General features: G+C 37.8%; 13 protein-coding genes, 1 tRNA gene, 1 rRNA gene, 1 pseudogene and 1 other annotated feature. Of the genes and pseudogenes, 9 read left to right on the top strand and 7 right to left on the bottom strand.

What is annotated here, in order from left to right; genetic code table 11:
- Positions 1 to 159 (bottom strand): 16S ribosomal RNA (locus AAAY30_RS09460); the annotation flags it as partial.
- A 722-nt stretch (positions 160 to 881) separates the two neighbouring features.
- Positions 882 to 1,118 (top strand) — a binding site (T-box leader).
- 41 nt (positions 1,119 to 1,159) lie between these two features.
- Here AAAY30_RS09460 and leuA point away from each other — a divergent pair.
- The 5 genes from leuA (at position 1,160) to AAAY30_RS09435 (ending at position 6,443) form a co-directional block, all read left to right on the top strand.
- Entirely contained in the window at positions 1,160 to 2,836 is a 1,677-nt protein-coding gene (leuA, locus tag AAAY30_RS09455; protein WP_022234182.1) for a 2-isopropylmalate synthase, read from the top strand.
- Positions 2,837 to 3,759: 923 nt separating this feature from the next.
- The gene (locus AAAY30_RS09450; protein WP_195411426.1) at positions 3,760 to 4,611 is read left to right on the top strand and encodes a patatin-like phospholipase family protein; all 852 of its coding nucleotides are present in this window, start codon (positions 3,760 to 3,762) and stop codon (positions 4,609 to 4,611) included.
- A 265-nt stretch (positions 4,612 to 4,876) separates the two neighbouring features.
- Positions 4,877 to 4,953 (top strand) — tRNA-Pro (locus AAAY30_RS09445).
- 69 nt (positions 4,954 to 5,022) lie between these two features.
- Positions 5,023 to 5,463: an Rrf2 family transcriptional regulator gene (locus tag AAAY30_RS09440; RefSeq protein WP_022234179.1), complete on the top strand. Its 441-nt coding sequence runs from the start codon at positions 5,023 to 5,025 to the stop codon at positions 5,461 to 5,463.
- A gap of 179 nt (positions 5,464 to 5,642) precedes the next feature.
- Complete coding sequence (locus tag AAAY30_RS09435) at positions 5,643 to 6,443, top strand: MBL fold metallo-hydrolase (protein ID WP_195411427.1); 801 nt, start codon at positions 5,643 to 5,645, stop codon at positions 6,441 to 6,443.
- Between the two features lie 87 nt (positions 6,444 to 6,530).
- Here AAAY30_RS09435 and AAAY30_RS09430 read toward each other — a convergent pair whose 3' ends face one another.
- From AAAY30_RS09430 to AAAY30_RS09415, 4 genes are all read right to left on the bottom strand, one after another.
- Positions 6,531 to 7,196 (bottom strand): Crp/Fnr family transcriptional regulator, encoded by a 666-nt coding sequence (locus AAAY30_RS09430; RefSeq protein ID WP_499215846.1) that lies wholly within the window; start codon positions 7,194 to 7,196, stop codon positions 6,531 to 6,533.
- A gap of 115 nt (positions 7,197 to 7,311) precedes the next feature.
- The gene (locus tag AAAY30_RS09425; protein WP_499215845.1) at positions 7,312 to 9,933 is read right to left on the bottom strand and encodes a starch-binding protein; all 2,622 of its coding nucleotides are present in this window, start codon (positions 9,931 to 9,933) and stop codon (positions 7,312 to 7,314) included.
- A gap of 472 nt (positions 9,934 to 10,405) precedes the next feature.
- Complete coding sequence (locus AAAY30_RS09420) at positions 10,406 to 10,954, bottom strand: magnetosome magnetite crystal formation protein family (protein ID WP_499215844.1); 549 nt, start codon at positions 10,952 to 10,954, stop codon at positions 10,406 to 10,408.
- A gap of 166 nt (positions 10,955 to 11,120) precedes the next feature.
- Positions 11,121 to 14,888: a phosphoribosylformylglycinamidine synthase gene (locus tag AAAY30_RS09415; RefSeq protein WP_295026062.1), complete on the bottom strand. Its 3,768-nt coding sequence runs from the start codon at positions 14,886 to 14,888 to the stop codon at positions 11,121 to 11,123.
- Positions 14,889 to 15,449: 561 nt separating this feature from the next.
- Between AAAY30_RS09415 and AAAY30_RS09410 the strand changes: the two genes are divergently transcribed.
- The 3 genes from AAAY30_RS09410 (at position 15,450) to AAAY30_RS09400 (ending at position 16,734) form a co-directional block, all read left to right on the top strand.
- Positions 15,450 to 15,587, top strand: a complete 138-nt coding sequence (locus tag AAAY30_RS09410) for a hypothetical protein (protein WP_499222358.1) — start codon at positions 15,450 to 15,452, stop codon at positions 15,585 to 15,587.
- A gap of 471 nt (positions 15,588 to 16,058) precedes the next feature.
- Positions 16,059 to 16,259 (top strand): TM2 domain-containing protein, encoded by a 201-nt coding sequence (locus AAAY30_RS09405; protein WP_022234580.1) that lies wholly within the window; start codon positions 16,059 to 16,061, stop codon positions 16,257 to 16,259.
- A 91-nt stretch (positions 16,260 to 16,350) separates the two neighbouring features.
- Positions 16,351 to 16,734 (top strand): hypothetical protein, encoded by a 384-nt coding sequence (locus tag AAAY30_RS09400; protein ID WP_295025382.1) that lies wholly within the window; start codon positions 16,351 to 16,353, stop codon positions 16,732 to 16,734.
- 244 nt (positions 16,735 to 16,978) lie between these two features.
- On the opposite strand, the pseudogene AAAY30_RS09395 reads toward AAAY30_RS09400, so the two are convergent.
- Positions 16,979 to 17,104: pseudogene (locus AAAY30_RS09395) on the bottom strand (transposase); the annotation flags it as partial.
- A gap of 97 nt (positions 17,105 to 17,201) precedes the next feature.
- Entirely contained in the window at positions 17,202 to 18,362 is a 1,161-nt protein-coding gene (locus tag AAAY30_RS09390) for an acyltransferase family protein (protein ID WP_295025384.1), read from the bottom strand.
- Between the two features lie 98 nt (positions 18,363 to 18,460).
- Here AAAY30_RS09390 and AAAY30_RS09385 point away from each other — a divergent pair, with 98 nt between their 5' ends.
- Positions 18,461 to 18,775: a transposase family protein gene (locus tag AAAY30_RS09385; RefSeq protein ID WP_295054530.1), complete on the top strand. Its 315-nt coding sequence runs from the start codon at positions 18,461 to 18,463 to the stop codon at positions 18,773 to 18,775.
- Positions 18,776 to 18,964: the final 189 nt, after the last annotated feature.

Genomic DNA, 18,964 nt, shown 5'->3' with positions numbered 1-18,964 from the left:
CCCTCTTAGAGGCAGGTTACTCACGCGTTACTCACCCGTCCGCCACTAAACTTAATCAAATTCATTCCGAAGAAATCTTTTAAAAAAGTTCCGTTCGACTTGCATGTGTTAGGCACGCCGCCAGCGTTCGTCCTGAGCCAGGATCAAACTCTCTAAAATTTGTATATTAAGCTTTCGCTTACTATCAATTTCAGAGCTTTAATCGCTCATTCCGAATACTAACGTATCCGTAATTCCTGATGCTTTGTTGTGTGCATCTCACTGTAAATCTTTGAGTATCCTCAAAGTATTACGGGTTCCTTTATCTTTCTCGTTGTTTAATTTTCAAGGTCCTACGCACTTTTTGGAAAGTTTTTTGTCGGTTCTTACCGAGCCTCTCTCAACAGTGCGTGGATTATTATATCACATTCATTTTCGTTTGTCAACACTTTTTTCAAAGTTTTTAAAAGTTTTTTGAAATCTCTTTCATTACTTTTAAAAGCTTTTTTCTGTGTTTTTAAACTTTTCTGTTGTTTGTGCTTTCCTCAAGCGACTTCGTTATTATATCACTCCTTTTTACAAATTGCAACCCCTTTTTTCAATTTTTTTAATTTTTCTTAAAAAACAATTTAAAAGCCGCATATTTGTCGCATTTTCATATTAGTGTATAATAAAACTTTCAACGCTTTTAACTATACCCATTATTTAGTCGATTATTCAATACACTTAAAATTATTTTATCAACTCTTTATTTCAAATGTATATCTGTACTTTATACTTATTACTTCACATATACTTATTACTTTCCATATACATTATATAAGAAAAGTGTATTTTATAGTAGAAATAATCTTGACAAAAGTTTTTATTCTCTATATAATAGTAACAACAAGTAAATCCCTCTAAAAGCGATGACGGGAACAAGATATTTTGGTATTTCTTCAGAGAGCAGCTGTTTGGTGAAAAGCTGTGATTACCTTTATATGTATAGCTCATCCCCGAGTTTTCTGTGCGAGGTTATGTAGTGCAGAACGCAAGACTGCGTTATCGGTCAGGACTTTGTTGGAAGTCTGTAAGGGGTGTACAGTGATGTGCACCTAAAACCGGGTGGTACCACGGATGTTTTATTCGTCCCTTTTTAGGGGCGATTTTTTGTGCAATTAATTAGGAGGCACTTTATATGAAACCAGGATTTGAAAAGTATATTCCTTTTCAGCAGATTAAGCTTGAAAACAGAGAATGGCCAAACAATGTAATTACAAAAGCACCGATATGGTGCAGTGTTGACTTGCGTGACGGCAATCAGGCGCTTGTTGACCCTATGAATATGGAAGAAAAACTTGAATTTTTCCACACGCTTGTTGATATGGGCTTTAAGGAAATTGAAATAGGATTTCCGAGCGCATCTGAAACAGAGTACGAAATCTGCCGTGAATTGATTGAGGGCAACCATATTCCCGATGATGTTACAATTCAGGTACTTGTTCAGGCAAGAGAGCACCTCATCCGCAAAACTTTCGAGGCAGTTAAGGGCGCTAAAAATGTAATTATCCATTTCTATAACTCAACCTCTACATTACAGAGAAAAGTTGTATTTAAAACAGATATGGAAGGCGTAACTAAGATTGCCATTGAGGGTGCAAAGCTCATCAAACAGCTTACAGACGAATATACAGGCGATACAAACTTTAGATTTGAGTATTCTCCCGAAAGTTTCAGCGGTACAGAAGTTGAGAACGCTGTTTACATCTGCGATAAAGTTATGGAAGCTCTCGGTTCTACAAAAGAAAACCCTGTTATTCTCAATCTTCCTAATACTGTTGAAATGTGCACACCAAACACATACGCAGATCAGGTTGAATATTTTATTAAACATATAAAGAACAGAGAGGCTTGCATAATCAGCTTGCATCCGCACAATGACAGAGGCACAGGCGTTGCGTCGGGCGAGCTTGCACTTCTTGCAGGTGCAGAGCGTGTAGAGGGCACACTCTTCGGCAACGGCGAGAGAACCGGTAACCTTGACATTGTTACAATGGGACTTAATATGTTTACACAGGGAGTTGACCCTAAACTCGACTTCTCTAATCTTCCAAAGCTCAGAGAGATTTACGAAAGATGCACAGATATGAAAATCAATCCTCGTCAGCCGTATATCGGTGAACTTGTATTTACTGCTTTTTCGGGTTCTCATCAGGATGCTATCAATAAAGGTATGCAGTATATGAAAGACAGCGGCACAGAATATTGGGAAATTCCATATCTCCCTATCGACCCTGCCGATGTCGGAAGAGAGTACGAACCTATTATCAGAATCAACTCTCAATCAGGTAAGGGCGGCGCCGCATTTGTAATGAGCCATAACTTCGGATATGACCTTCCAAAGAAGATGCACCCTGAATTTTCTAAACTTGTTCAGAAAAAGTGTGAAGAACTCGGCAGAGAGCTTATTCCGAAAGAACTTTTTGAAGTATTCAGCGAAAACTATCTTGAAGTTAATCAGAAATACGCTCTTACAAAGCGTAAAATTTACGAAGAAAGCGAAAACGGTAAAGATTATGTGCACTTCAAGGGCAAGATGACTATTAACGGTGCCGATGAAGTTACATTAAGCGGCGTAGGCAACGGACCGATTGACGCATTCTTTAATGCTATTAAGAAATTCGGACTCGACAAATACGAATTTATCTCTTACAGCCAGCACGCTATTTCACAGGGTTCAGATTCAAAAGCTGTTTCTTACATTGAACTCAAAAAGCCTGACGGAAAGAACATTTTTGGTATAGGCATTGATTCAAATGTCAATGTTGCATCTGTTCTCGGCGTTCTTAATGCAATTAACAGAGCTGAAATGTAAAAGCAGTAAATTACAGTATAATATCAATATAATTATTAATCCGCTCAATTTTATTATAATTTGAGCGGATTTTAGTTTGTTGGTTTAATGTAAAAATATGGTTCACCACCAAAAGTTTAGTTTTGCTTTACTTTGTTGCCCGATGGAAAGTATCCTAAACCACAACTTTCGCAACTATTGCAATTAGTCTTTTAACATCTTTATTTATACAGTCACACTTTCTGTATTTTGCAATATTATGTAGTGTAAACAGAAAGGAGGCAAACGCTTATGTGTAACTTTTTCGGTAATGGCAACAACTGCTGCTCATGGGTTATTCTTCTTATAGTTATCCTTGCTTGTTGTGGCGGTAACGAGTCTTCTAACGGTTGTGGCTGCGGCTGCTAAAAATTAAGTATAAAAATAACCCCCTCAATTGAGGGGGTTAAATTCTGTTCGTCTATAAAACTATAATGCGATTATGCACTGTATGCAGACCATGAACCGTAGTTATTGTTTCCCTGAACAGGAGAAGTCTGGATTGAAGTAAATCCTGCCTCCGCAATGTTCTTAAGTTCTGCTATAATGTCGGTGTATTTCCAGTCAAAGCAATGGAGAATAACACCGTAATAAAATTACACATACGACAAAATAAGCAAAAACCTCTTATTTGCGTATAAAATACATTTTAACGCTTTTATCATAACAAAAATGTATTAAATTGGCAACCTGATTATTGCACAATAAGCGCAAAACGGTTTTGATTATTTTGCTAATATTTTATATATTTAATCTTAAAATAAGCAAATATTTACGCAAATTATTTATTTGTTTTGTTGAGCAAGTATTTACAGATTTATAAAAACATTAATTTTATTTTGTCAATATATGTGTATTGAAATTTACCGATTTTGTAGTAAAATATCTTTATAGGATGTGATAATATGAAAATAGGTCTTGTAGTTGAGGGCGGTGCAGCACGCACCTACTACTCCTGCGGCGTTATGGACGAAATGTTGAAAGAAAATATTTACGCCGATTATGTAATAGGAACTTCGGCAGGCATTTCAAATGCCGTATCTTATGTTTCAAAGCAGATCGGCAGAAACTATATAATCGGCACAAAGTACTTAAATGACAAAAGATATATGGGCACTAAATATTTGCTAAGCCCTAAAAAGCGCTGTTACTTTAACCTTGATTTTATAATGGACGAAATTCCAAATAAACTTGTTCCCTTTGACTACGATACTTTTGCAAAATTTAAAGGTGATGTAATCGCAACTCTTACAAATATAAACACAGGCAAAACCGAGTATGTGCCTGTTTCACGCTATGACAGAAAATTTGAAATACTAAGAGCGACCTGCGCATTACCGCTGCTTTTTCAGCCGATTATAATAAACGGAAACGAATATCTTGACGGCGGAATTACCGACAGCATTCCGTTTAAACACGCTTTTGATGACGGCTGTGACAAATGCATAGTTATACTTACGCAGGCAAGGGATTACCGCAAAAAAGCCGACAAAACGCTCGAATTTTCCGCAAAGCGCTACAGAAAGAAACCTGAATTTGCAAAGGCGCTTTTAAACAGACCGCAAATGTATAACAAACAGCTTGAAGATATAAAAATGCTTGAAGAACAGGGACTTGTTTATGTAATTGCGCCAAATCAAAGTCTTGGCATAGGCAGAACTGAAAGCAACCCCGAAATAATAGAAAAAATATACAAACAAGGTGAGTCAGATTTAAGAAAACACCTTGATAAACTTAGAAAATTTATTGAAAATTAAAGGTGTCCATTTATCTGAAATTGCAAAACAATTGTCAGAAGAACTGGCAAACGGAAGAATTAGTATGGAGCAAATATGATACCTATTTATATGACGATTGCAAAGTTTTGAAAAATTTGCTTAACATACAAAATGAAGCTGATTTAAACTTAGCTGATAAATACAAATTTAAAAATTATAAGCCTGTTCCGCACGAATACTTAGAAGATTAACTCTTATCTCTTGACTTTTTTACATTCATTTGGTACAATAGATTATGTTGCAACGGGATGTAGCGCAGCTTGGTAGCGCACACGTCTGGGGGGCGTGGTGTCGCAAGTTCAAATCTTGTCATCCCGACCATTACACGCTAACCGCTCGGTCAGCGTGTTTTTTCTTACTGTAATCCTTTTTATAATGAGGTGAACATATATGCAGATTTCAAGCAGATTTACTCTTGCCGTTCATATTCTTACCTGCATAAAAACTTTCGGTGACAGTAACAAGATTACGAGCGAGTTTTTGGCTGCAAGCACCAATGTTAATCCTGTAATTGTCCGTAAAATTCTCGGGCAGTTAAAAAAAGCGGGTATAGTGGAAGTAGCACGGGGTTCGGGCGGTGCTGTTCTGGCAAAGCCTGAAAATGATATAACATTTCTTGATATTTATAAAGCGGTAGATTGCGTGGGTGACGGCGAGCTTTTCCATTTCCACGAAAATCCTAACCCGCTCTGCCCCGTCGGACGAAACATTCACGCCGTTCTTGACGACAGGCTCATAAAAGTACAGCAGGCAATGGAAAAAGAGCTTGCGTCTGTTACATTAAAAGATGTTTTGGACGATACGCAAAATATAATAAAATCGCAACAATAAAATAATTTGATTAATAATAAGATTTTAAGTATTTTTCTTCTTTTTGAAAATTCTTAAAATCTTTTTTTATTTTTGTCGTTGTAACTATTGACATTACAACGAGCTTGTGATAATATATCGTTGTAATCATTAATGTTACAACAAATTCAACACATAAACATTTTTACGGAGGTTTTATTATGAAAAAGACAGATTACAAAGAAATCAAATTAGAAAAAGGCACTATCTTTGAATATTCATTCGGTGAAGTAAAGTTGTTGGTTTACCGTACAAATGACTTTATTGACGATGAAGCAATTATGCTTGTAAAAAACAACAAAACAGTTGTTATCGAATCGCCTTGCTTTAATGACAACATTGCAGAGCTTGAGCAGTTTATTAAAGATACAGGTACTCAAGTTGAGGGTGTTGTACTCGCTTATCATATGGGCGGCGGCACATTCTTGCCGAATGTAAAGAAATATGCTACTAAAAAGGCAAATACTTACGGCACTGTCGGTGGCGGTAAAGCTTTAGTAGAAAATTTCACAAAGGCTTTCGGCAATATCTTTGATTCATCAATTCACTCGGTTACAAATATTATTGCAGGCGAAACATTAAAAATCGCAGATACCGAACTTAGCATTGTAGAAACTGCTGATGCTTTTGATATTGTTTTCCCTGAAATCAATGTTATTTACACTCATATGCTCGGTCACGATTGTCACTCTATTATCGGCGGTGCAGCACATGCCGACGCAATGATTGCCGAACTTGAGGGCTATATTAACAAAAATTATGACCTTATTCTCACATCGCACTATGACCCGGAAGATACAAACGATGTAAAGACTAAGATTGACTATGTAAAGAATATTAAGTCTATTGCAAACAAGTCAGCCAATGCCGAAGAATTTAAGGAAAAAGTAAAGTCAGAATATCCGAATTACTCCGGACTTAACTACCTTGACATTACAGCCGGTGCATTTTTCCCCGCTTAATTAAATTTTCTGCAATAAAATAAATTATAATCCATATTTGAAGGGCAGCCCAAATAATGGGCTGCCCTTTTGAGAAGTATAGTAGTGTCAGATATTCAAAATCGTAATTATTTTTCCTTCATATGTAAGCACATTGCTTTCTTGCAAACTCTTTAATTCTCTCATCAATGTGCTTATATCCATTTGTAAATGGTCTGCGAGCTCCTGTCTTGTAAAAGGAATTTGTAATTTGTCACTTTTTTGCTCGCTTTTTAATTGTCGCAAATACTTAATAATTTTATTTTTCGAAAGAGATTCCGCATTAGCAATTATGCGCTGCATAACATTTTCTGTCATTCTGTAAAAAATACTGATAATGTTTTGCTGAACTCTGTTTTGTAAAAAAATAATTGACGGATCGGTTATTAAAAACGAATCTGTTTCAAGTGACAAAACAACCGATTTTTTCCTTGCCTCTACCGATACCGTCGGATACGGAGTATCCAGGCTTATAGCTATCAATTCGTTTCCGTCGGGTTCAAAATGATTTATAAATGTTTTCACACCGTCTATATTTGTTTCATAAGAAGCTATTGAACCGTATAAAACAAAAATTGATTTATCAAGTTCAACATTAAGTATTGCGCCACGATTAAGTTCAAAAATCTTAAATTTAGTATTATATAGAAATTTCTCAATTTCATCATCGGTAAATCCACGAAAAAGTTGAGAATTTCTTAAATGCTCGATATTTTTTTCGATTTGATTCTCCATAAATATAAACAATACTCCTGATTACAAAATATATACTTAAGCTGTCAGATTGATAAAACCTGACAGCTTTATTATATCACTCTTATTTTTTATTTCAACGCAATTTTTAAAATCATCAGTTATTAACGGTATATTTTCCGTTTGAACTGCCCGAAATATAAAACTTAGCACTGCCTGTAACAGGAATATCAACAGTCTGACTGCTGCCATTGTTGAATATTACATATGTAGCGTCGCTTGGAATATCAATGGTATAAACACTCTGACCTAATTCATTTGTTGTTGACTTTGTCATTGATTTTCCCGGCCATGATGTCATTTTTGTATTGCTGTCAGACCAATAGTAGCAATTCACATTACCCCAGTTGTAGTTATCTGTAAATGTCATAGTATATTTGTCAGATACAGATGAAGTTGTAGGTTGGGTTGTCGGTGTCGGCGCTGTAGTAGGCTGTGTTGTAGGTTTAACCGTTGTCGGCTGTGTCGGAGCGATTCCGCCTTTGTATTGACCTACCTTGGCCTCACTGCTTGGCTGATTTGCAATGTACAGCATAATGTATGTAGCATCTCTGATATCAACAGAACCGTCTTCGTCAACATCGGCAGCAATCTTTTGTTTTTGATTAAATGTAATCATTTCATTGATGCAAAACTGAATTTCAGTTACATCGCTGATTGTAATTTTACCGTCCTGATTTGTATCACCGATAAGTACGCTTTCAGCAGGAGATGTAGTAGGCTGTGCCGTTGTAGGCTTTGCCGTAGTAGGTTGTGCTGTTGTACTCTGGGTTGGTACAGGCGTATTATAATCTTCAAAAGTGTGATTTGCTTTGAATATCTTTGTAGCGCCGTTGAGATTTAATCCCGGCTTTGCATCTGCAGGATAACGCTTGCTTGCAGAGTTTGTGCCGTCACTGAAAATAACCGCACCGTTTGCAAGTGAATCTGAAACTTCAATTACATAATAACCTGTAGAAGAATCCAAAGTCATTTTTTCGCCAGGCCATTTTGCATTAGAAACTGCATCTGAATAAATATAAGCATATATATTTGACCAGTTATAAGATGAATTGTCAAAGTAAATTTTTTGCGTTAATGTCGGGTCAACCTTTGTGTAAATGTAGGTTTTATCGGCTGAACCGTTGGCGTTGCTTGCCTTTACATTGATTGTTGTCTTTGTACCGTACGCAAGACCTGCGCCGATTGTAATTTTCGTACCGTCACTGAATGACTGATATTTACCGCCGTCAACGGAATACTGCGAGTTTTCAGCGTTCTTGGTATTTAATGTAAGTGTGTAAGTTTCTGTTTCGTATGTAGAAGAACCCGGAGTTACACTTACCTTTGGCTTAGGATTTTCTTCTTCATAAATAACGGCAATACCGCTTGAGCCGACCTTACCGCTGATTGACGATGAAGTAACCGTAAATGTGTTGCCGGAAATTTTGTCAACATATGTACCCGGTTTTGCATAGCCTCCGCCGTTTTCAACAGAAACATTACCGCTGCCGCTGCCTTTTACAATAACAGCACCACCGTCTTTACGGGTAATTACGCTGCAGTCGTTTGATTTTTTATAACAATCGGCTTTTCCGTTCATGGCATTGTGGAATTTATTAACTTCCGCAACCTCACTGCTTGTAAAGTGAGTGCTGCCTTTTTCACCGATTTTTATATTATCTTTAATTTTTGATGACGGACGAGAAAAATAAAGAGCCGTTACTTCATTTTGGCTTGCCGCAACAGCATATGCACGGTCAATAACATTTTGGCTCATATCATTTGAATAGCCCCAATCTTTGTTATTTGACCATGTGTCATGGCTTTCGGCCCAATAAATGAGTTTATCGCAGGAAATACCACGATCACACCAGTTTCCAGACGAATCAGGTGCATCACCGGAATTAAATGAATCACGCAGAGCTTTACCGTAATTGCTGTCGGTTACTGTAATATAGTCTGTATATTCTTTCATTATATCTTCATTTCCGGTTTCTCTGTCATCAGGACCGGTAAGAATTTCGCCATAGTTATATAAACCATACTTTGTTACCGAACTCCAGAAATTATCGCCCTCGCTCGGAACGCCAATATGTTTTGCTGCGTCCCAGCGAATACCGTCAACACCGACTGACTTTAATTCCTGCATATATTTTCCTACTTTTTGCTGAACATATGAATTTTCAGTTGCGATATCAGGCATACCGATTTCTCCGTGCGTTACCTGCCATCTGTTTTTCCAGTTAATACCGCCTCCAAAAGTATGCCAATACTTTGATGGCTTTAAATCTTCTTCTATTCTTGAATGGTCGCCTGCAAGATGATTTGCTACAACATCAACTATTACCTTGATACCATAATTTTCGGCTTCTTTACATAGTGATTCCAACTCCGCCTTTGTACCGAGTTCGCTAGTACCTATATAAAATCCCAACGGCTGATACAACCACCACCATGTACCGGTTCCGCTGCCGGGCTGTGCAGGTGAAGTTTGAATTGTTGTAAAACCTGCCTCGGCAATATTATTTAATTCTGCCTTAATATCATTGTACTTCCAGTTAAAACAGTGCAAAATTACACCGTCCTGAATGTTGTCCATTAAATCGTAATCGCCGACAGAAACCGAATTTTCATCTGATACAACTGCCGCATTTGCCGACACCGCAGCTGTTGCAAAACAAGGCAACAACATACTTGCCGCAAGAGCCGCACTGATTATTCTTTTATTCTTTTTCACGCTTTTTCCTCCCGTAAAATGTTAATTTCAAAACCTAAAAACCATAAAATTACAAAAAGTTTCTAAATAATTGCCTGCTAAACAAAAATCACCTCCAAGAACAAGGCATAATAACAGTATTTACTATTTATTATAATAATTATTTTTTCCCTTATATAATGGTAAATACGAATGTTTATCTTAAGAGGAATAAAATTTAACCGTTATTTTTTGTTCATTTTCACAAACAAGTTCTTAATATCAGCAAAATTTAATTTATAATATCAATTATAATACAAAGCTATGTTAAATTAATTAAAAAGCTTCTGTCTTAATATATTGGAGCAACAATAATACATTACTGTTTAGCGGAATACTTCGTCAGGTAATTATAAAAGTTTGGTAGACAATAATTCACCCCGATTTTTGATAACAAAACAAAATGCCCGACTATGGCGTATAACCATAGTCAGGCATTTAATAAATTCTGTTATTATTTCACAAATTTACCGAGAATATCGAATTTTCCGATAATAGGGAGCTTTTTGCATTTACCCTGTACTGCGTTTACAATACCGTAAATTGCAAGAACAATAAAAGCAATTGACAAAATTGTGTTTATAAAACCGAGTATTGTAAGCAAAACTCCGCCTACTCCAAAAATAATACTTCCACGGAATATGATGCTTATAATTGTGGCTAAAATATAGTAAATAATAGCCTGTGCAACAGATAAAACAGTAATATTCAAACCCTGTGTTGCATGAAATCTTGCGTACTTTGAATCCTTTGCCGCAAAAATAGGTACAAGTACAAACAAACCGATATAAGCAAGCACTGCCATAACCTTGTTTTCTTTGATATCCATAGGATCAAACTCTGCTGTAACATCATCACTGTTCAAAAAGTTGTTCTGCTGTGTACCGTACTGGTGCTGTTGAGTCTGCGCCTGCGAAGTTGTGTCATAAACGGGTGTTCCGCAATGTGAACAGAATGTTGCTCCGTCCGGAATGTTATTGCCGCAATTTTTACAAAAAGCCATTGTTTTTACTCCTTTTTCTTTAAATACCTCATTAATTATTAAAATTAACATTATCTATGATATAATATATTGCAAAATATGTCAAGTAAATATCAAAAATGGCAACTAAACATAAATATGTGTTTAGCCGCCATTTTATCTATATTGCTTTAAGAATAAGCATTAATTACTTAAAATACTTAACGCCGCTTTCAAAGATAAGCTGGTCCTTAGCAAACGGAACATTCTTGTAAAGGCTGTCGCCCTTTCTTTCGCTGTGGCCCATTTTTCCTAAGATTCTGCCGTCAGGTGAAGTAATACCCTCGATAGCGCATACGGAACCGTTTACATTATATGTAATGTCTGCACTTGGGTTGCCGTTAAGGTCAACATACTGTGTAGCAATCTGACCGTTTTCGGCAAGCATCTTAACTGTTGCCTCGTCAGCCATAAATCTGCCCTCACCGTGCGACACAGGAATAGCAAATACATCGCCTGCATTTACACTTGCAAACCAAGGTGACTTAACGGAAGTAACTCTTGTGTAAGCCATATGAGAGATATGTCTGCCGATTGTGTTGAATGTAAGTGTCGGGTCTGTCGGCTTAAGTTCTCTGATTTCGCCGTAAGGTACAAGACCGAGTTTGATAAGTGCCTGGAAACCGTTGCAAATACCGAGCATAAGACCGTCACGGTTCTTGAGCATCTCATTTACAGCGTTCGCAATTCTTGGATTACGGAAAGTAGTAGCAATAAACTTACCTGAACCGTCAGGCTCGTCACCGCCGGAGAAACCGCCCGGGAACATAATCATCTGTGACTTAGAAATGATTTTCTCCATAGCCTTGATTGTTTCTTCGATATGAGCGGATGTAAGGTTCTTTACGATAAGGAGTTCAACATTTGCGCCCGCTTTTTCAAAAGCTCTTGCAGAGTCAACCTCACAATTTGTACCCGGGAATACAGGGATAAATACTGTAGGTTTAGCAGTCTTAATTGCAGGTGAACTTGTGTTTCTCTCTGTAAAGAGCGGAATATCAACTGCAATTTCAGGGCACTCTGCCTTTGTCGGGAATACCTTTTCAAGCGGAGCAGTCCACTTTTCGATAAGTGTATTTACATCAACAGCAGCACCGTTTACTGTAACCTTGCCGTCGTCTGTAACTGTACCGAGGTCATAGCTTACTACACTGTTGTCAAGTTCCGCACCGTCTGCAAGCTCAAGAACAAGTGAACCTGAAAGAGGGGCGAAAAGCTCGTCATTTGTGAGTTTATTTGTAAATTTAAATCCATAGCCGTTACCGAAACAAGCCTTACATACGCTTGCGGCAGCACCGCCCTCTTTAACAACAGATGCAGAAAGCACCTTGCCCTCGTCAAAGAGTTTGTAAACAGCCTTGTACATAGCGATAAGCTTGTCCCAATCAGGCATAAGAGTTTCTTTATTTTCAGGAACAGGTACATAAATAACCTTTGAACCTACATTTTTGAACTCGGCTGATACTGTCTTGCTTGCCTTTGTCATAGCAACCGCAAAGCTAACGAGTGTAGGCGGAACATCAATTGTTTCAAATGTACCCGACATACTGTCCTTACCGCCGATTGACGGAATACCGAGTTTAAGCTGTGCTTCCATTGCACCGAGAAGTGCAGCGGCAGGTTTACCCCAACGCTCCGGTACATCTTTTAATCTTTCAAAATATTCCTGGAATGTAAGGCGTGCTGTAAGTGGGTTGGCACCGATAGCAAGAAGTTTTGAGAGTGACTCAACTACTGCGTATGCCGAACCGTGGAACGGACTCCAGCGTGAAACACCCGGAATAAAGCCGTAGCTCATTGCTGTAGCGTCATCTGTTTCGCCTTTTTCAAGAGGAATCTTAGCGGCCATAGCCTCCTGCGGAGTAAGCTGGTTCTTACCGCCGAACGGCATAATTACTGTTGCGGCACCGATAGATGCGTCAAAACGCTCTGAAAGACCAATCTGTGAGCAAACCTCAAGACGAGCCATATTTTCTTCAAGTGCCTTGTCGGCAGGCATATCTTTTAATACAGCCGGACATGCGTTGCGGTAGCAATCCTCTGCCTTTGGTGCTGTAATATAAGCTGATGAAAGCTGTGTAACACCGTTTGTATTCAAAAATTCTCTGCTGAGGTCAACAATCTTGTCGCCTCTCCATGTCATTGTAAGTCTTGGGCTTTCTGTAACAATTGCGACTGCTGTAGCCTCAAGGTTCTCTTTCTCTGCCTCGGCAATAAAGGTTTCTACATCCTTTTTGTCAAGAACAACAGCCATTCTCTCCTGGCTCTCTGAAATAGCAAGCTCTGTACCGTCAAGACCGTCATACTTCTTAGTTACCTTGTCAAGGTCAACTGCAAGACCGTCGGCAAGCTCACCGATAGCTACGCATACACCGCCTGCACCGAAGTCATTACATCTCTTAATGAGTTTAGCAACCTTAGGGTTACGGAACAAACGCTGAATCTTACGCTCTGTAGGCGGGTTACCCTTCTGAACTTCCGCACCGCAGGTTTCAATAGAGCTTTCTGTATGAGCCTTTGAAGAACCTGTTGCACCGCCGCATCCGTCACGACCTGTTCTGCCGCCTAAGAGTACGATAATATCATCAGGGAGCGGAACTTCACGAATTACATTTTCCTTTGGTGATGCGCCGATAACTGCACCGATTTCAAGTCTTTTTGCTACATAGCCGCTGTCATAAAGCTCTGTAACCTGACCTGTTGCAAGACCGATCTGGTTGCCGTATGAGCTGTAACCGTTAGCCGCACCTGTTGTAATTTTTCTTGATGGGAGCTTACCGGGCATTGTGTCCTTTACAGGAATAGTCGGATCGCCCGAACCTGTAACACGCATTGCCTGATATACATATGAACGACCTGAAAGCGGATCTCTGATAGCACCGCCAAGGCAGGTTGCTGCGCCGCCGAAAGGCTCGATTTCTGTCGGGTGGTTATGGGTTTCATTCTTAAACTGAACGAGCCACTGCTCTGTTTTACCGTCAATAGTTACGGGAACTTCGATTGAGCAAGCGTTAATCTCTTCGCTCTCGTCAAGGTCAGGAATAAGACCTTTTTTCTTAAGTGACTTCATACCGATAAGAGCCATATCCATAAGAGATACGATTCTCTTTGTATCTTTTCCGTAAACCTCGTCACGAGTAGCATAATACTCATTGAGAGCGTCCTCGATTACCGAACCGAGAGCTGCCTTTTCAACTTCGATTTTCTCAAGTTTTGTAAGGAAAGTTGTGTGACGGCAGTGGTCAGACCAATATGTGTCAATAACACGAAGCTCTGTTACACTCGGATCACGCTTTTCTGTATCTCTGAAATAGTCACGGCAGAACTTAAGGTCTGACAATGTCATAGCAAAGCCCATTGAGCCGTAATACTTTTCCATTTCTTCGTCGTTAAATTTTATAAAGCCTTCTACACGCTTAACATCGGCAGGAACAGGAGTTGCAATGTCAAGTGTCTGCGGCTTTTCAAGAGAGGCAAGACGGCTCTCTACAGGGTTGATGAGGTAATCCTCAATCTTTTTAAGGTCATCATCCGAAATATCACCTGTTACGGCAACAACTCTTGCTGTAAGCACCTTACAGCGTTCGCCCTGTGTAAGAAGCTGTACGCACTGCTCGGCAGAGTCACCACGCTGGTCATACTGACCCGGAAGATATTCCATTGCAAATACCTTCCAGCCGTCCTCAACAGGAAGTGTTTCCTCATAAATAACATCCGCATTCGGCTCTGAAAGAATAGTACCTTTTGCTGCGTTGTACTCGTCGAGTGAAAGTCCCTCAATATCATATCTCATAATGTATCGAAGGTCGGTAACATTTCTCATACCAAGGTTGTGGCGAATGTCCCACAAAGTCTGCTTTGCAAGAACATTAAAGCCATCTCTTTTTTCTACAAAAATTCTGATTACGCCTGACATAGAAGCTCGTCCTCCCGTAAAAATCATATTATTTTAATAATACCACAAAAGCATTTTTTCTTTTTTCGATAAAGTAATTATAAAAATAATTGACGAATAAAATCGTATAAAATTGGTACAAGCAAAAAATCGTCGGTATATAAGCCATTAATGTGCATTGTAGGTTATAAAGTTTAGTTTAAAAAAAGTGATAATTTTTGAAAGGGAAATAATTAAAAGACTTATTTTGCCAAGTACAAATTTTATTAGGAAAATAAAAGTTAGAGGTTCCAAGGTCACTGACCTTGGTCGTCTAAGGAAAAGGGATACTTAAGGGGAAAGGGACTCGAAATCCCTTTCCCCTTAAGCGTGCTTTCTTTTGGAGCTTTTCTTTTCACGCAAAAGAAAAGCGGAATGGTAGGCATTTTATTATAGTGCATAAGTAGTTTACAGGCAACAAACTTATAAAATAATCTTTCTGCCATATTTTTGCTTACGCAATTAAAAGGCTTTCTCCATTATGTTCAAGCCGCCAAAAGGCTTGCCGTTTGGCTATTAAAATTTGCAATAGATTAAAGTTTTATGGGCGTTGCCCACACCCACAAATGCTTTATGCTGTCGCAAATTTTGATAGCCAAATGGCTTGCCGTTTGGCGGCTTGAATATAACGGCGAGAGCATAAAAATTGCGATAGCAACAAAAGAAAAGGCACGCTACTAAAACTACTAATTTGCCTCTTTTCAAGGGCAAATTAGCCACACACAAAAACCTTTGCATCCTTTAGAGTATCTTTTTCTAAGACTGCTCAAGTGCAACTTTCTTACTTTCTGCCACTCATTAGTCTTTACTTTTGTTTTATATTAAAATCTTGATTAATCTAAAGTTTGGTTATTCTACAATATAATTACAACTGTTTGTTTTAATTACAAATCAGTTCGCTTTTATTATTTAATGGGCTCTGCCCAAACCCGCAACCCTTTAAAAAGGGTTGACCTAAATTTTGAATTTATTAAACTAAACTTTGTGTGTTAAACATCATTTACAAATACCACCGTTTCTCCTTAATCTGCCATTCTTGCCAGTAAATTGACTTTTATGCCAAATAGTTGCAATTGTTGTCATTAATGTGTATTATATTAGCTGTAAACAAAAATATGCAATCAAAAAATTAAAGAAATGAGGTAATTGTTTATGAGTAAAGCAGGTGCAATTTTAATCACATTTTTCCTTGGTGGTTTAGGTGTACACAGATTTTTGACAGGTAAAATCGGTACAGGCGTAATTTGGCTTCTTACAGGTGGTGCTTGCGGTATTGGCTGGCTTGTTGACCTTATTATGGTTATTGCCGGTAAATATACTGACAAAGACGGTAATGTATGGGGTACAAACTGATCTTATACATAATGAAAGTTGCGATAGCATAAAGTTTTGTGGGCGTTGCCCAGGTACAAACTGATCTTATACATAATGAAAGGGGTTACTAATGGCTTTATGTGTTAAGATCAACAACATAAAAGCCAAAAATTCCTATTCTATTGAAAGTTTTTACAAAGCAATTAAAGACAAGCATTTTTCAGCCGGTGTTCCGTCACTGACTAAATACGGTGCCGCAAGTATTATAACATTCCCTGCAATTGACAGTCAAAACCAAGTATGGATTATGAAAAACGGTTTATCTACCAAGTCGCATAAATTTTCCATACAGAAATCATATGAGGCAGGTCTTGATAATATCGAAAAAATCATTTATCACGACTCTGAAAATCATAGTTCTTTCGGCTTTGATTCGATTATTAACGACAATGCAAAGAAATGCGAACATCTTGTTGACATCACTGCAAAAGAGCTTTTAAAACCTAATCTTTAAAACCGACAGGTACAATCAATTTCCGATTGTACCTGTTCTTTTTATGGTTTTATTCTAAATGTTGGGGTAGCAATAATAAATTATGGTTAGCAAATTGTAAAATGAAGATGAAAGAATAAAAAAAGAATATCCAGAGAAACGATTTCGTAGTAGAATTAAGTTACCACACCTAAATTTGAAAGGAAATCATCACTATGGATGCACTTAATTTTACACAAACACACAAAAGGTCAACACTTAACAAGAGAAACCTTGTGCTTGAGCGTATTTGATGAATGATGCAACGATGAATTTGTGCATTTGGAAAAGCCGCTTCAATAGCCTGTCTGAAACCTGTCAGACCGTCCACGCAGAACAGAAATACATCTTTTTTTATTCATAACTATAGACCTCTTGATATGTAACCTTTGTTTCATTGCATCTCCTTTAATTAAGTTTACTGTTGTTACAGTCCTGTTTCAGAGGAACTATATCTTTTTTAAGTAAGAAGAAGAGTGTACAATATTACAGATTTTATTTAAAATAATGCTAATTAATATCGGTACAAGTAGACCAAATATAAGATATACAAAAGCCCACTGTTGCAAACCGTTTGGAAGATAGTAGTACCATATACTTGATTTAAATGATGCAACATTAAAGTCACCAAACAATGTGCCTGAAGTAATGCGGCTTAATCCGTAGAATACAAATTTTAGGCACATAAAGCCTACAAGCTGATTTACCATAATTCCGTATGTGTTGTCAGCTATAAGCCTTACAAGCTTGCTGTTTCCTATGGCAGGTACAAGCAATCTTGAAACTCTCAACCAAAATGCAATTGCTGTGATTGACGAGATATACGGAATTACAAAACCGTTGTTGAAATTAGTGAACGATGACGGCGTGTACTCCAAATTTTCGCAAAAAGTTAAAAGTATCAGCTGTACAGCAAATATAATTGCAAAGTACGCAACATTATTGAGAGTGTCTTTCTTTTCAAGCACAGCTTTATAAAAGCGACCGAATTCATAACAGGGCAGGAAAAACATTGTTCTGACAAAAAGTTTCACTATACCGTTAATTACAGTCGGATTTTCTATTGCAGTGTTAATTCCTATCATTCCGATTGCGAGATACACTATCAAAACTATAAATTCATTGTCAAGATGAATCAGTTTCAAAAATTTTCTGAACAGCACATTTATTATACAAACCAAAAACAGCGGGTACACAAACCATGAACCGAGGTTATATTGAAAAGCCTCACCGTCAACAAACGGCATAACAAAAAGATTGTATAAATCAGGCTTTGCACCTATAGTAAATCCAAACAAACCGAGAAATGCAACCATACCACCGTAAAATATATTCCACAGATACGCAGGAATAAGAAGCCGCTTTGTTCGTTTCCATATGTATTTTCCGATATTTTCTTCATAATCGGTTTTGTAAAAATATCCCGATATAAATACAAACAGTGCCAAATTATACGAATACGGCGGAAACCAGTTATAAGCAAGTTCCATTCCGCCATGATAACAATGTCCGGAAACTATAATGATAATTCCGATTGCCGACAAAAGTTTGAATTGCAAATTCACCCCTCCGTCAGTATTAACGCTACGCAAATTTCTACCCTTTTCCAAAATTCAACTCTCCTTAATTTTTGATTTATATTAAATATTACTGCTTATTTTTCCCTTTTACTTAGAGCATATCTGAAACCAGAAACGGAGAAACAAATATGCTCTACAAATATTTTACCGAAAAACTCTTAGTATTGCAAGATGTTGATATAGAAAAAGTTGAAGAAATTGATAATTCAATCCATATTAACTGCCGGTTAAAACGAAAACCTCACAAATGTCCTTGCTGTGGCAATTTAACTGATAAGGTTCACGATTATCGTGAACAGCCTATAAAGGATATTCCTGCCTTTGGCAAGCACATCTTTATTCATCTTAATAAGCGTCGATATCGTTGCTCCTGTGGCAAGCGGTTTCGTAATCGTATTTTACATATGTTTTCTCACCAAATGCAAAAACAAGCGATAGCTTGATTTACTATCGCTTGTTCATTTCAATTCTTCTTTTTCGGATTTACCCCAACTATTGACATAGAGCCCTATAATAGTAATTTAGACAAACTTTTAGATAACAAAAAAACAGAGCAGCTATAAAAACTACTCTGTTATGGCTCCCCCAACTGGGCTCGAACCAGTGACATCATGATTAACAGTCATGCGCTC

This window comes from Ruminococcoides bili (genome assembly GCF_040093295.1).
GTDB classification, from domain to species: Bacteria; Bacillota; Clostridia; order Oscillospirales; family Acutalibacteraceae; genus Ruminococcoides; species Ruminococcoides intestinale_A.
The sequence above is the reverse complement of the archived record's forward strand: the minus strand, read 5'-3'. Positions and strand labels throughout refer to the sequence as shown.